Source organism: Hymenobacter segetis, assembly GCF_038448715.1.
Classification (GTDB): Bacteria; Bacteroidota; Bacteroidia; order Cytophagales; family Hymenobacteraceae; genus Hymenobacter; species Hymenobacter segetis.
On record NZ_JBCEVZ010000006.1, the window covers coordinates 34,982 to 48,202 of the forward strand.

At 63.6% G+C, this 13,221-nt stretch carries 13 protein-coding genes; 1 reads left to right on the plus strand and 12 read right to left on the minus strand.

Annotated features, from left to right (window positions below; genetic code table 11):
- Window positions 1-107: 107 nt before the first annotated feature.
- The 8 genes from AAFH49_RS04110 to AAFH49_RS04145 form a co-directional block, all read right to left on the minus strand.
- Window positions 108-1,790, minus strand: a complete 1,683-nt coding sequence (locus AAFH49_RS04110) for an ABC1 kinase family protein (protein ID WP_342296216.1) — start codon at window positions 1,788-1,790, stop codon at window positions 108-110.
- A gap of 148 nt (window positions 1,791-1,938) precedes the next feature.
- Window positions 1,939-2,565, minus strand: a complete 627-nt coding sequence (locus AAFH49_RS04115) for a phasin family protein (protein ID WP_342296217.1) — start codon at window positions 2,563-2,565, stop codon at window positions 1,939-1,941.
- 249 nt (window positions 2,566-2,814) lie between these two features.
- Window positions 2,815-3,789 (minus strand): alpha/beta hydrolase, encoded by a 975-nt coding sequence (locus AAFH49_RS04120; RefSeq protein WP_342296219.1) that lies wholly within the window; start codon window positions 3,787-3,789, stop codon window positions 2,815-2,817.
- A gap of 62 nt (window positions 3,790-3,851) precedes the next feature.
- Window positions 3,852-5,039 carry a lysophospholipid acyltransferase family protein gene (locus AAFH49_RS04125; protein ID WP_342296220.1) on the minus strand — a complete coding sequence of 396 codons (1,188 nt, stop codon included), beginning with the start codon at window positions 5,037-5,039 and terminating at the stop codon, window positions 3,852-3,854.
- A gap of 132 nt (window positions 5,040-5,171) precedes the next feature.
- The gene (locus AAFH49_RS04130) at window positions 5,172-5,840 is read right to left on the minus strand and encodes a YggS family pyridoxal phosphate-dependent enzyme (RefSeq protein WP_342296221.1); all 669 of its coding nucleotides are present in this window, start codon (window positions 5,838-5,840) and stop codon (window positions 5,172-5,174) included.
- Window positions 5,841-6,000: 160 nt separating this feature from the next.
- Window positions 6,001-7,023, minus strand: coding sequence for a VWA domain-containing protein (locus tag AAFH49_RS04135; protein WP_342296222.1), 1,023 nt, complete (start codon window positions 7,021-7,023; stop codon window positions 6,001-6,003).
- A 79-nt stretch (window positions 7,024-7,102) separates the two neighbouring features.
- Entirely contained in the window at window positions 7,103-8,035 is a 933-nt protein-coding gene (locus AAFH49_RS04140; protein WP_342296223.1) for a hypothetical protein, read from the minus strand.
- Window positions 8,028-8,930, minus strand: coding sequence for a DUF58 domain-containing protein (locus AAFH49_RS04145; protein ID WP_342296224.1), 903 nt, complete (start codon window positions 8,928-8,930; stop codon window positions 8,028-8,030). Before AAFH49_RS04145 ends, AAFH49_RS04140 begins: the two co-directional genes overlap by 8 nt.
- Window positions 8,931-8,966: 36 nt before the next feature.
- Between AAFH49_RS04145 and AAFH49_RS04150 the strand changes: the two genes are divergently transcribed.
- Window positions 8,967-9,386, plus strand: a complete 420-nt coding sequence (locus AAFH49_RS04150; protein WP_342296225.1) for a DUF4296 domain-containing protein — start codon at window positions 8,967-8,969, stop codon at window positions 9,384-9,386.
- On the opposite strand, the gene AAFH49_RS04155 is transcribed toward AAFH49_RS04150, so the two are convergent.
- The 4 genes from AAFH49_RS04155 to AAFH49_RS04170 all read right to left on the minus strand — a co-directional run bounded on the left by AAFH49_RS04155 (window position 9,383) and on the right by AAFH49_RS04170 (window position 13,174).
- Entirely contained in the window at window positions 9,383-9,733 is a 351-nt protein-coding gene (locus AAFH49_RS04155) for a tRNA-binding protein (protein WP_342296227.1), read from the minus strand. The two genes, AAFH49_RS04150 and AAFH49_RS04155, sit on opposite strands and share 4 nt — an antisense overlap.
- A 156-nt stretch (window positions 9,734-9,889) precedes the next feature.
- Window positions 9,890-10,474, minus strand: a complete 585-nt coding sequence (locus AAFH49_RS04160; protein WP_342296229.1) for a DUF922 domain-containing protein — start codon at window positions 10,472-10,474, stop codon at window positions 9,890-9,892.
- 85 nt (window positions 10,475-10,559) lie between these two features.
- The gene (locus tag AAFH49_RS04165; RefSeq protein ID WP_342296230.1) at window positions 10,560-11,918 is read right to left on the minus strand and encodes an MATE family efflux transporter; all 1,359 of its coding nucleotides are present in this window, start codon (window positions 11,916-11,918) and stop codon (window positions 10,560-10,562) included.
- Window positions 11,919-12,070: 152 nt separating this feature from the next.
- Window positions 12,071-13,174, minus strand: a complete 1,104-nt coding sequence (locus tag AAFH49_RS04170) for a pyridoxal phosphate-dependent aminotransferase (protein WP_342296231.1) — start codon at window positions 13,172-13,174, stop codon at window positions 12,071-12,073.
- Window positions 13,175-13,221 lie beyond the last annotated feature (47 nt).

Sequence of the window (13,221 nt, forward strand, 5' to 3'; positions counted from 1 at the left end):
GGAAGCAGACATTGCAGCAGGCGGGCCGAAATACAACCACACGGCCGCAAAGGTCGGGCCGCGCAAGGCCCGGTGCCAAACCTTCAATCCAAATTCGCTGCCTGAGCTTATTTCTCGCGCCGCCGGGTGCCCAGCAGCAGCAATATCAGGAGCAGGAAGCCCGTTGCGCCCAAGCTCCACCACGTTATTTCGGGCACGCCGCGGTGGTAGTGCATATCCGGCGAGTAGCGGCCCATGAGTGACAGGCCTGAAAACAGCAGCCCGCCCACGCCCAGCAAGGCCAGAATGGTGCGGCTCACCAGCTGGTCGGCCTTGCGCAGCAGGGTTGTGTAGCCCACCAGCTCAAACTTCAGCCGCAGCTCGCCTTTGCTGATTTTGCGCACAATCTGGCGCACATCGGCGGGCAGGGTTTGGAGCAGGGCCAGCAGTTGCGTGCCGGTGTATTCGGCCTCGGTAAGCAGGTTTTCGCGGGAATACTGTTCGCGGATAATTTTGGCTCCGTAGGGTGCCACGAACTCAAACGTATTGAAATTCGGGTGCAAAACTTTGCCAATTCCTTCCAGAATCACCAGCGCCCGCAGGATGAGGAACACCGCGCCCGGCACCTGCAACTTGTAGTTATAGATGATGCCCTGCAGCGCGTCGGCTAGGTCGCTCATGCTCATCTCCTTCACGTCGAGCATGGCGAAATCCTCAATCAGCTGGCTCAGGTCCGACTCGAAAGCGCGCATGTCCGGAATTTCGGCCGTCAGGGCTAGTCGTCTGAAATTAAGCGCCATGCTGCGCGCATCCTGTCGCGCCATACCGATAAACACGCCCGCAAAGGCGTATTTCTGCTGCTTAGTGAGGCGGCCCACCATACCGAAATCGATGAGCACGATGGTGCCATCAGGGCGCACCAGCACGTTGCCGGGGTGCGGGTCGGCGTGGAAAATCCCGAACTCAAAAATCTGGGTCAGGTAGATGTCCATGCCGTTTTCAGCCACCTCGGCGGGGCTCAGGCCCCACTCCTGCAACTGCGCCTTGTCGGTAATCTTGCAGCCGCTCACGAACTCAATTACCAGAATGCGTGCCGTGCTCAGCTCGCGGTAGGGCTTGGGCACGTAAAACGTGGTGTAGTCCTCGTAGAGCTTGCGAAACTGCTCCATCGAGCGGGCTTCGGCCGTGTAATCCAGCTCCTTACTCATGCTGCGCTCAAACGCATCCACAATATCCTGCGGGTTGGCGAGGCCCTGCTTCTGCAGAAATCCCGCCGTGAGGCGCACCAGTTCGTGCAGCAAAGCCAAGTCAGAGCGCACCTTTTCGCGCACGCCGGGGCGCTGCACTTTCACCACCACTTCCTCGCCGGTCAGCAGCCGCGCCCTGTGCACCTGCCCGATGCTGGCCGAGCCCAGCGTGATATCATCGAACTCGCTAAAAACCTCCGAAATCGGCCGGCCCAGCTCCTCCTCGATAATCTGGCGGGCCACGGCCGTTTCGAAAGGCGGCACGTTGCTTTGCAGCTTCTCAAACTCGTCAATCAGGGCTTCGGGCAGCAGGTCGGCCCGGTTGCTCATGGCTTGGGCCAGCTTGATGAACGTCGGCCCTAACTCCTCGATAATCAGACGCACCCGCTCCCAGCGCGTGGTTTCAAACACCTGCCGGTCGGCCCGCTGCCAGCTCAGGCGTCGCGCCTGGCTTACGAGGCGGCGCAACGGCGTGGTCGTCACCACATCCTCGAAACCATAACGCAGCAACACCTCGGCCACCTGCCGAATGCGGGAGAGGTTGGAAATCGTATTTTTAAACATCAACCGCAGATTTACGCAGATTAATCTGATTTCGCAGATTTTGGCCGGCTACCGTGCCCGCCAGACTCATTTTAGAGTCAATTTTTTACGCTAAAAAACCCCGTCTGCGCCAGGCAAACGGGGTTTTTCCTTGATAACAGGAAGCCGCTTACGCGTTGCCTTCGCTGCCAGCCGAAGCAGCAGGCTTCGCCGCTGGCTTTGCGGCCGGTTTAGCAGCGGGCTTGGCGGCCGGTTTGGCGGCAGCTTTCGCGGCGGGGGCTTTTGCAGCAGGTTTGGCAGCCGTTGCGGCGGCGGCTTTGGCGGCGGGCTTAGCGGCCGGTTTGGCAGCGGCGGCGGCCGTAGCAGCAGTGGATTTCTGTGCGGTGCTGGCAGCAGCGCTCACGCGGTCGGCCACGTTTTTCACAGCACCGGCGGCGCGGCTGGCGGCTTGGTTGGCGGTGGTTTTGGCGGCGCTTACTACGCTGGCGGCTTTCGCGGCGGGCTTAGCGGCGGCTTTGGGGGCGGGCTTTTTGGCGGCGGCTTTGCCTTTGGCGGGCTTGGCATCGCTCAGGCCCACGGTGCTTTTCGCACGCTCCACAATGCCCTGGAACTGCTTTTCGAGCTCGGCACGCTTGGTTTCGCCGCTTTTCAGCAGCTCGTCCACAATTTTCTTGCCCTCGGCCTGGGTCATTTTATTGTCCTTCACCAACTTATCGATGGTGCTTTGAACCGACTTGCTGCCCTGGGCGATGTAGCCGACGCCAGCATTTACGAACTTTTTAAACAAATCTTCCATGGTGCAGGAAACGGGTTGGGGTGAAAGAAAAAAAGGGAACTTACTGTATTAAAGCCCATTGCCATACCAAAGTAGTATGCAAGCCGACTAAATTCGATGCAAACCTACGAACACTCGCTAACATAGTTGAGCCGTGTACGCCGGATTTCTCCAAAAGTGGCCTAAAATCATCAAAAAGAGAATTTATTTTTTCGATTTCCTGGATATTTGATACCGGCCTCTATCCTCCGCAACGCATTCAGCGACAGCTTATGCGGCGCGACGGCGCACGGGCATGCGCCGTTCGGCCTGCGGCAGGCGCACGGGGGCGGCAATTGGCTGCGCCCATATCTCAGTCAGGAAGGCCGCGACCTGGTCGAGCGCCTGCCGGGCTTCGGGCACCACGCGCCAGAACAGGTGCCACCAATGCACCAGTCCTTCAAATGGTTGCAGCGTGACAGGCACGCCGGCGGCGCGGGCTTTGCGGGTGAATTTCACCACGTCATTATACAGCACTTCGGCGGTGGAAATCTGGATGAGCAGTGGCGGCAGGCCGTGTAAGTCGGCTTGCGCGGGCGAGAGCAACGGGTGCGTGAGGGGCGTTTTGTGGGCGTAGAGCGGCCCCCAGGTGCGCATTTGCAGGGCTTCGAGCAGGAGGCCTTCTTCGCGGGCCACGCGGCGCAGGGCGGTGATGGGCAGGTTCAGGTCGGTCCAGGGCGAGAGGCCGATGCCGGCGGCGGGCAGGGCTTCGCCGGCATCGCGCAGGGCCAGCAGTAAGGCAAGGGCGAGGCCGCCGCCAGCTGAGTCGCCGCCTACCACAATGTCGTGGGGCTGGTGGCCGTGGCGCAGCAGCCAGCGGTAGGCCCGCTTTGCATCATCGAGCGCGGCGGGGAACGGGTGGTCGGGCGCTTTGCGGTAGTTGATGGTGAGCACGTTGAGGCCCGTGCGCTGGGCCAGGCTACCCACCAGGCTGCGGTGCGTGTTGAGCGAGCCGAGCACGTAGCCGCCACCGTGCAGGTAGAGCAGCACCCGCGTGGGGTGGGCGGCGCGGGGCCGCAGCCACTCGGCTTCGAGGCGGTTATCGAGCTTGAAGCTTTCCAGATTCACCTTCCAAGGCATGAATTGGAAGAGGGAGCCGGCCTCCATGGCCAGGCGCATGGCCCCTACACTGGGCTTGCGACGGGCCAGCGGGGCGGCCGCCGCCGTGAGAAACTGCTTGAGCAGCAGGTGTTGAAACGAGGGCATTGGGTGGGATTTTGGGAGGGAGGGTGTGGGAGCGCGTTGTAGGGTGCGGGGCTTGCCCCGCCCTACTTCTGGCTGCTACGGTAAGCCTTCTGCTTTTGCCCCAGCTTATTGCCTTTGTAGCCTTTGATTGCCAGCGGAATCCAGCCTAACAACGGGATGAAATAGGCCAGGGTTATGGGGTTGCGCCAGAGCATGCGCAGCCACGCGCCGGGCTTGTCGAGCTGCATGCGAAAATTGCGGCGGCCCTCCTTCACGTAGAGGCGCTCGAACTCGGTGAACATGGCGGGCCAGGCGAAGGGCAGGAAAAACGGGAAGAACCGGCGGTTTTCCTTGATGCGCTGCCAGAGCTCGGCCCAGCGGTAGGGCTTTTGGCCGTGGGCGAGCACGGCGGCGTCCATTTCGGCCTGCATCTGCTGGCGGATTTGCTCGCTGAGGGCCAGGTATTCTTCGCGGCTCAGCTCATCCACGGTTTTGGTGGTGAGGTCGGAGGGGCGGATGCGGGTGCCCATCACAAAGACGAGCTTGGCCGGGAAAGCCAGGTAAAAGGCCCAGGGCTGAACCAGGACCAGCAAAAGCAGCAGCGTGAGGGGCAGGAAGGGGATACCGATTTTCTTGGTGAGGTTGTTAATGCCGTCCCAGCTGTAGGCGTAGGGGTTGAGGTATTCGGCGTTGATGGTGTAGAAGGGCACGATGTCGGTGCCGTGCTGCAGGGCCAGGCGCACCATGCTGGTGGCCAAGCGCTGGAGCTGGTACTTGCGGTTGAACCCTTTGCCGATGCCGGGCACACCCTCGGGGTAGAGCATCAGGTTGTGGTCCTGGTAGTACATCATGGTTTCGAAATTCAGCGTCGTGGCATCCACGCAGCCGCATTTTTTCCAGAAGTCTCTGACCAGATAGGGGTTCATCAGGGCCGTTTGCGAGAGCAGCGGGGCCGAGAGCGGGCGCGGCAGGTCGCTCATATTCTCGTGCCGGGGCAGGTAGCGGAACAGGTGCGACAGCGCCACGATGGCATCCCAGGGGAAGGCCATGCCGGAGTGGTTGCTGGCGAAAATCAGGGGCCGGTCGGGGTTGTTACGCTGCGGGAAATTCTCGAAGCCCACCAGCTCGGAGCGAAACCACACGCGGTCGAGCAGCTGGAGGATGTTTTCGTCCACCGTGCGGGTGAATTCCTCCTCGAAATAGTCGTCGTAGATGTGCTGGTTGGCCACAATGGCCGGTGGGGGCGGCGAGGACGCAGTGGTGGCGGGCATAGTGGGAATTTGCGGCGGACTAGGGACGGAAGATAGAAGAATTTCCAGCGCCGCGCTTGGTGGGTTGTTCTGGCGTCTGTTCCCGCAGTGGGCGCAGTGGTTTACGCAGAGGGTCGCAGTGCGCGAAAGGCCCTATCCCCTGCTGCCGAAAATGGCGCTGCCCACCCGCACCAGCGTGCTGCCCTCGGCCACGGCCAGTTTATAGTCGCCACTCATGCCCATTGAGATGTCGGCAAAGGCTGGGGATTCGGCGAAATAGGTGGCTTTGAGGTGGTCGAAGTAGCTATGCAGCGTTTGGAACTCCTGCCGCAGCTGGTTCTCATCATGGGTGAAGGTGGCTACGCCCATCACGCCAGTGAGGCGCACGTGGGTGAGCTGCGGGAGCTCCGGCGAGGTCAGGATTTCTTCGGCTTCGGCCAGCGAAAGGCCCGATTTGGTTTCTTCCTGGGCGATGTGGAATTGCAGCAGGCCGTTGATGACGCGGTTGTTCGCGGCGGCGTGCTTGTCGATTTCGCGCAGCAGTTTCAGGCTGTCGATGCTTTGGATGGTGTGCACGAAGGGGGCCAGCAGCTTCACTTTGTTGGTTTGGAGTTGGCCGATGAGGTGCCACTCCACATCGGGCGGCAGCTGGGGGTGCTTGGCGGCCATCTCCTGGGGCCGGTTCTCGCCGAAACAGCGGGCTCCGGCGGCGTAGGCCTCCTGTAGTAGCTCGACGGGGTGGGTTTTGGTGACGACGCAGAGGCGGGCGGCCGTGCCGGCCAGCTCGGCGTTGATGCGGTGGATGTTATCGGCGATGGACATGGGTGTTTGTTTGAACGAGCTTGAATAGAACGTCATGCTGAGCGCAGTCGAAGCATCTCTACCGCTTCGTTGTAAATGGTATTGATTACTTGAGCGGTAGAGATGCTTCGACTGCGCTCAGCATGACGTCCTTCACAATTACCAATAACCCATAACCCCGCTAATCCTCCAGCGGGTTGCTCAGAAACGTGCTTTTCAGGACCAGCCACAGCAGCCAGAGCCCGATGCTGAGCCACAGGTACGGCCGGTAGAAATCCTTGGTATTGCGAAAGCGGAGCTGCTTGATTTCGGACTTTTCGAGGCGGTTGATTTGGGCGAAAACTTCGCGCAATGCCCCCGTATCGGTGGCGCGGAAGAAGCGGCCATCGGCGGCGGCGGCGAGCTGGCGCATAGTGGTTTCGTCGAGGCGGGTGTTTACGTAGCGGGTGCGGCCGAGCGAATCCTGGCCGTAGGGCACGAAACCATCCTTGCCCAGCCCGATGGTGTAGATGCGGATGCCGAAGGCGTGGGCTAGCTGCGCGGCCAGCAGCGGGTCGAGACTGCCGGCGTTGTTCTCGCCATCGGAGAGCAGGATGCAGACCCGCGACTTGGCCGTGGACTCGCGCAGGCGATTGGTGGCTACGCCCAAGGCGCTGCCAATGGCAGTGCCGTCTTCCTTAATCATGCCCACGCGCAGGCCGGCGAGGTCTTCGCGCAGCAGGTCGTAGTCGGTGGTGAGGGGGGCCAGCGAGTAGGCTTCGCCGGCGAAGGCTACCAGGGCGAGGCGGTCACCAGCGCGGGATTGCAGGAAATCAGTGGCAATGCGCTTGGCGGCTTCGAGGCGGTTGGGGCGCAGGTCTTCGATTTCCATCGAGCCCGACACGTCGAGGGCCAGCACCAGGTCGATGCCCCGGCCGAACTGCTCCACGCGCTCGTCGGTGCGCTGGGGGCGGGCCAGGGCCACAATGGCGAAGCTGAGGGCGAGGCCCAGCACCACATCGGGCATGAAGCGCAGCACCGCCGACCAGTCGCGCCGCACGGGGCCGGGCGCGAAGGCCACCGCCACCTGCGCCCGCCGCCGGGCCAGCACCCAGCGCAGGACAAATAGCAGCGGCACGGCCGCGATGAGCAGCAACAGGCGCGGCTGCTGCCACTGGTAGCCGGCCAGCGTGGTGTAGCGGAGGAGGTTGAAAAAGTCGTTCAAGCGGGGCGAAAGTAGCGCGGACTTTTAGTCCGCGCCCGGGATTTGCAGAATGGTTGGACTCGGGGACTAAAAGTCCGCGCTACTCCGTCACCGACGCGTAGCGCCGCTCGGCAAAGCCCCGCAGGCGCTGGAAGGCGCGGTCAACCTCGGCCGCTTCCTCGGTTTGCACGTTGCCGTAAATCACCTTATCGGTCGCATTCAGCGCCTTTCGCACGTCGGAGTCATTCTCGAAATACGCCACAATTTCGCGGGTCGTGAAGGAGTTCAGGCCGCTGTTTTCGAGGCCGGCGAGGTAGTTTTTCCAGAGCACCACGGCCCGTTCCACGTTGGTAGCCGAGCGCGAAAGCTCGAACCGCTCGACGTGCCGCGCGAACTGCGCCAGGAAATAACCGTGGTTTTTGCGCCGCTTGTAGGCCGAATAGCGCCGCACCAGCCCCCGCCGAAACAGCGCCGCGCCGCCCGCCAGCAGCAGCAGCACGGCCAGCGCCCCGGCCAGCCAGTAGGGATAGTTAAAAATGGGCTCGACGGGCACCAGCACCAGGTTTTGGCGCAGGGCCGGCAATTGGGCGGCCCTGCGCAGCGGCGCGGCCGTGCGCAGCAGGCGCACCCGGCTGGGCAGCGGCAGGATGCTCAGCGTATCGGGGCCTTGCAGCACAGCCACCGGCAGGGCCAAGGTCTGCACCGAATCGAGCCGGAAGGTGCGCAGGTGGTACACGGCGCGGTCGAGGCTGATGCCGTTCCGGGTGCGGGTGGGGTAAAAGGTCTTGCCCGCGTACTCGAACGGCGCAAATTTGGCCAGCGAATCGGGGAAAACCACCTCCAAATCGGGGGCGTGCTCGTAGCGCAGCTCGTAGTCGAGCGGCTCGCCCACCAGGGTAGTTTGCTTCAGAAAGCGGCCCTGCGGGATGGGTGGCGGGTTCTGACCCAAAGCAGTAATGCCCGACAGCAAGCTAAAAATCAGGCTGAGCATCACACGCTTCCATCCCTCAAAATGCCCTATTAGCTTACCCATTGCGGCCCGATTGACGACGGTGACGAAACAGATTCACGAGCTGCGGCACAAAATCGCCCTCCGTGCTCAGGGCCAGGAAACCGGTGCGGTGGCGGCGGCAGATGTTCACCAGTTCAGCTTCCTGGCGCTCGGCGGTGGCTTCCATGCGGTTGCGGAAATCGGGGCTGGAGGTATTCACCCAGCGCACCTGGCCGGTTTCGGCGTCGCGCAGGGGGACGATGCCCAGGGCCGGAAACGTGCGCTCGCGCGGGGCCTGGAGCTGCACCACAATCAGGTCGTGGCGCTGGGCCAGCATGGTGAGCTCGCGCTCGTAGTTGCCGTCGATAAAATCGGACACCAGCACCACCAGGCTGCGGCGCTTGAGCAGCCCCAGCGCCTGCCGGATGCCCGCTCCCACCCCCGTGCGGGACGAAACCGGCACCAGCCCAAACAGCCGGCTAATGAGCGCATACGCTGCCCGCGGCCCCTTGCCGGGCGGCAGATACAGCTCCTTTTGGTCTGAAAACGCAAACAAGCCCAGCGCCGAGCCCTGCCGCGCGGCCGAGAGGGCCAGCAGACCCGCGATGTCGCGGGCCACGTCCAGCTTGCGGCGCTGGCCGTCGCCCACGTCCAGCGAGCCGCTCACGTCGAGCAGCACCAGCACCTGCTGCTCCTTTTCCTCCTTGTAAGTTTTCACGAAGGTGCCGTGGCCCTTGCTGCTCACGTTCCAGTCGATGGCGCGCACCTCGTCGCCGTATTGGTAGAGGCGCACATCGTCGAATTCGAGGCCCGTGCCTTTGAATACGGAGTGAAAATCGCCCTGTAGCTGGGCCTCCACCGCCTTGCGAATGCGGATTTCGAGGTGGCGCAGGCGGCGCACCAGGTCGGTGAGGGCCGAGGGCACGGAGGGGTTCATGGCGGCGAAGCTACGGCGCGGGACTAACTTTGTGGTGTGAAATCATTCTGCCGCTGCTGCCTGGGCTTGGTGCTGGCCCCCCTCCTGCTCGCCTTGCCCGCCTGCCAGCGCCCTGAAGAAGCCCCCAAGCCACTCGACCTGGTACCCCGGGAGAAAATGGCCCAGATGCTGGCCGACCTGCACCAGCTCGAAGCCCAGGTGGAAAGCAGCCGCCTCTCGCCCGATTCGAGCCGGGCGCTGTTCCTGGCCCAGCAGAAAAACCTGTATTGGAAGCACGAAGTCACCGACTCGGCTTTTCAGCGCAGCTACCGCTACTACGGCATCCACAACAAGGATTTGAACGAAATCTACGTCGGCGTTATCGACACGCTGACCCATCGGGAGGCCCGGCTCAACCCCGCCAAAGCCAACCAGCCCGCCGCCGACCAGTGGGGCCCGCCCCCCAAAACCAACTAAACCAGCCGCTGCCCATTGGGCACCGCACCGGCCACGGCGGCCAGCACAATGTGCCCGTCGGCATCGGCAAAGCCGGTTACCAGCACTTCGGAGCGGAATTTTCCAATCTGCTTGGGCGGGAAGTTGACCACGGCCAGCACCTGACGGCCCACCAGCTCCGCCGGCGTGTAGTGGTGCGTGATTTGGGCGCTGGACTTCTTGAGGCCGATTTCCGGCCCAAAATCAATGAGCAGCTGATACGCCGGCCGCCGCGCCTCTGGGAAGGTCCGCGCCTCTTGGATAGTGCCCACGCGCAGGTCCACACGCTCAAAGTCGGCCCAGGTGATGGGGGTAGTTGGGAAATTCATGGGCTGGGAATAAATAAACCAGAACGTCATGCTGAGCGCAGTCGAAGCATCTCTACCGCGCAAGTAAATCCTATCGATTGGATTACTCTCGCGGTAGAGATGCTTCGGCTGCGCTCAGCATGACCGTTCTTTTCAACAATTGCATCATCCCCGCCCCTACTGCACCGCAAACATCTTCAGCTGCTCCAGTTTCAGCTGCGTTTGCTTTTCCCAGGCGGCCTGGCGCACGGCGTTCAGGCCGTGGCCGGTTTCCTGGTCGTAGCGGTTCTGCTCGTTGTCCCAGGCCGCGTACACGGCTTTGGTCACGTTGTTGAAAGCCGGCTGGAGCTTGTTGCAATCGGCCTTCGCCGCGAAGGCCGCCAGCTTCTGGCGCATAAGGCGGGCATAGGCTTCAGTGATGTCGAAGTGTAACTGCTCGTGGCGCAACAGGGCTTCGGAAGCCAGCTTGGGGTTTTGAAACCACGACGTATTGGGGTCGAACGTGGCCGTCACGGTGGCGCTGAACACGAAGTCGCGGCAGGCCGCATTGGACTTGAGGTCGCTGGCCGTGGACGAGGCCAGCCGGTCCGAAGGCCCGGGATGGCCCTGGAAGTCGGCTATTGTGAGCCGCCGCGTGGCCGACCACGGGATGGGTGCTGCGGGCGCGGGTTTGGCCGTAGGGGCGGCCGCAGATTGGAGTTTCACAGCCGGGCCTTGCAGCAGCGCGGCGGCCGTTAAGAGCGTAGTTAGAACAGAAAGCATGGGTGCAAAATAAGAAGATGCCCGCAGCCGGCGCGAATTGCCGGCGGCCATAGCGCGAACCGTAGCGCGCAGGTTGTAGTTCGCACTACGGTACAGCTACCGGCTCAGCGATGTAACCCGGCGCAGTCTCGCGGCGGAAGCGCACGATGAGCACGCCCGCAACTATTGTGAGCCCCAGCAGCAGCCCCGTCCACACGCCCGGCGCGCCATAGTGCAGCCGAAAACCCAGGAAATAGCCCAACGGCAGCGCCACGGCCCAATACGCCAGCAAGGCCACCACGGAAGGCACTTTTACATCTTCCAGCCCGCGCAGTGCGCCCAGCCCCATCACCTGCAAGCCATCAGAAACCTGAAACAAGGCCGCGATGAGCAGCAGCGTGCCGGCCTGCGCCACCACGGCCGCATCGTGGCTATACAGCAGCGGGGCCTGATGCCGCAGGGCAATAAACAGCGCCCCCATCGTGGCCATAAACCCAAACCCCAGCACATACGCCGCGAAACCGGCCTGCCGGGCCGCTGGCATATCGCCGCCGCCCATTAGCTTGCCCACCCGGATGGTGGCCGCCGCCGCAATGCCGCTGGCCGCCATGTAGGTTATCGAAGCCAGGTTGATGGCCACCTGATGCGCCGCCAGCGGCACCGCACCCAGCCAGCCAATCATAATGGCCGCCGTAGCAAAAGCGCCCACTTCAAAGGCCATCTGCACGCCGATGGGCGCGCCGATATCGAACAGCCGGGCCAGCGTGGCCCAGTCGGGCAGCCAGCTATGCACGGCGGCGCGGTACTGATGCAGGCGCTGGGCCAGCAGCACATACGCCGCCATGAGGCCGGCCATGAGGGTGCGGGCAATGAGCGTGGCCCAGGCCGAGCCCATCAGGCCCATTTGGGGTGCGCCCCAATGGCCGAACACCAGCGCGTAGCACAGGGCGGCGTTCAGCACGTTGGCCAGCACCGAGAGCCACATAGCCTGCCGCGTAAGCCCCAGCCCCTCAGCAAACTCGCGGAAGCCCTGAAAAATCATCAGCGGCAAAAACGACCAGCTGATGACCCGCACCCAGGGCGCAGCCAGCGCCTCCACGGCCGGGGCCTGGCCGAGGTAGTGCATGAGCGGCGGCACCAGCTGGCCCAGCCCGGCCAGCGCCAGCCCGGCCAGCACACTCAGCCACACCGACGACACCAGGAGGCGGGCTAGGTCGGGCAGGTCGCGGCGGCCGTCGGCGGCGGCCACCAGCGGCACGCTGCCCATGCTCAGGCCAATGCCCAGAATCATGATGACGTTGGTGCTGTTCACGCCCAGGCTTACGGCGGCCAGCGGCACGGTGCCCGTGCGCCCCACCAGCACCGAATCGACAAAACTCACCATGATGTGCCCCAGCTGCGACAGCACCACCGGATACGCCAGCAGCAGCGTGGGCCGCAAATGAGGACGAATATTACTAAACATAATTCCCTGAAAAAGCCCGGCAAAGGTACGGGCGGGCCGCTCGCAAGGGGTTGCATCGATGTTGCGGGCCGATGTGGAGACGCGACTCTTCGCGTCTCGGCGTATGCGCCGTTTGGGAGTCATTCAACGCCAAGACGCGAAGAGTCGCGTCTCTACACACCCACCACGCTCCCGATAATGGCCAGCGCCCGCCGCAAATCGGCCTCCGCCACGGCGTAAGACAGGCGCAGGAAGCCGGGCGCGCCGCAGGTGGCTCCGTCCACCACTTCCACGCCGGCTGCGGCCAGCTGTCGCACCAGCGTGGCCGAGGCCTCCAGCGCCGGCAAGCCGGGCGCGAGGAAACGGGTGAAATCGGCGAAAACGTAGTAGGTGCCTTCGGGGGCGGCCACGGCGCGCGCGCCGGGCAGGGCCGCCAACCCATCGAGCAGCAGCTGCCGGGTGGGCTGCAATTGCGCACACAGCGCTGCGCCAATGGCTTCGGCGTGCTGCGTGGCGGCCAGCGCGGCCATTTGGGCCGGCACCGGCACCGCCAGGCCGGTGCTGAATATTCGCGCCGATACCGCCTGCGCCAGCGCGGGCGGGGCCACCAGGCAGCCTACGCCCCAGCCCGCCAGCGCCAGCGACTTCGAAAAGCCGCTCACCACCACGTGCCGCTCGTGCGGGCCGGGCAGCGCCAGCAACGTAGGCACCGGCTCCGCCCCGAAACTAATGCCTTCGTAAATCTCGTCGCTGAGCACCCAGAGGTCCGGAAATTCGGCCGTCACGGCCACTATTGCCGTCCACTCAGCCCGCGAATACACGCGGCCGGTAGGGTTATTGGGGTTGCTGATGATGAGCAGCCGCGTGGCCTGCGTGAGGGCTGCCCGCAGCGTTTCGGGCGTGAGGGCATAATTATCGGCCGCGCTGAGCGGCAGGGGGCGCAGCGCGCCGCCCGCCCGCCGCACCAGGTCGTAGAAGCCGAACCAGTTGGGCGTGGGCAGCAGCACGTCGTCGCCGGGCCGCAGCATTTCGCTGAGCAGGGCAAACAGACCGGCTTTGGTGCCGGCCGTCACCACCACCTGCTCGGCCGTGACGCTGGTGGCACCGCGCTGGCGGTAGCGGTAGGCTAGGGCTTCGCGCAGCTCGGGCAGGCCGGCCACGGGGCTCACGGGCAGCGGCTGGCCGTGCTGCCGGACGGGGCACAGGGCTTCATCGGCGGCGGCAAGGGCCACTTCGGGGACTGCAAAATTTCCGTAGCCGGAGGCGAGGCTGAGCATGGGGATTTTTCTGTTGGAGTTACCGCCGGTCATGCTGAGCGCAGTCG

What these genes read in the sequence shown, in the direction of transcription:
- AAFH49_RS04155 (WP_342296227.1), bottom strand. Translation starts at nt 9,733, where the DNA reads ATGAATTTCCCAACTACCCCCATCACCTGGGCCGACTTTGAGCGTGTG.
- AAFH49_RS04115 (WP_342296217.1), bottom strand. Translation starts at nt 2,565, where the DNA reads ATGGAAGATTTGTTTAAAAAGTTCGTAAATGCTGGCGTCGGCTACATC.
- AAFH49_RS04140 (WP_342296223.1), bottom strand. Translation starts at nt 8,035, where the DNA reads ATGGGTAAGCTAATAGGGCATTTTGAGGGATGGAAGCGTGTGATGCTC.
- AAFH49_RS04165 (WP_342296230.1), bottom strand. Translation starts at nt 11,918, where the DNA reads ATGTTTAGTAATATTCGTCCTCATTTGCGGCCCACGCTGCTGCTGGCG.
- AAFH49_RS04145 (WP_342296224.1), bottom strand. Translation starts at nt 8,930, where the DNA reads ATGAACCCCTCCGTGCCCTCGGCCCTCACCGACCTGGTGCGCCGCCTG.
- AAFH49_RS04130 (WP_342296221.1), bottom strand. Translation starts at nt 5,840, where the DNA reads ATGTCCATCGCCGATAACATCCACCGCATCAACGCCGAGCTGGCCGGC.
- AAFH49_RS04120 (WP_342296219.1), bottom strand. Translation starts at nt 3,789, where the DNA reads ATGCCCTCGTTTCAACACCTGCTGCTCAAGCAGTTTCTCACGGCGGCG.
- AAFH49_RS04170 (WP_342296231.1), bottom strand. Translation starts at nt 13,174, where the DNA reads ATGCTCAGCCTCGCCTCCGGCTACGGAAATTTTGCAGTCCCCGAAGTG.
- AAFH49_RS04110 (WP_342296216.1), bottom strand. Translation starts at nt 1,790, where the DNA reads ATGTTTAAAAATACGATTTCCAACCTCTCCCGCATTCGGCAGGTGGCC.
- AAFH49_RS04160 (WP_342296229.1), bottom strand. Translation starts at nt 10,474, where the DNA reads ATGCTTTCTGTTCTAACTACGCTCTTAACGGCCGCCGCGCTGCTGCAA.
- AAFH49_RS04125 (WP_342296220.1), bottom strand. Translation starts at nt 5,039, where the DNA reads ATGCCCGCCACCACTGCGTCCTCGCCGCCCCCACCGGCCATTGTGGCC.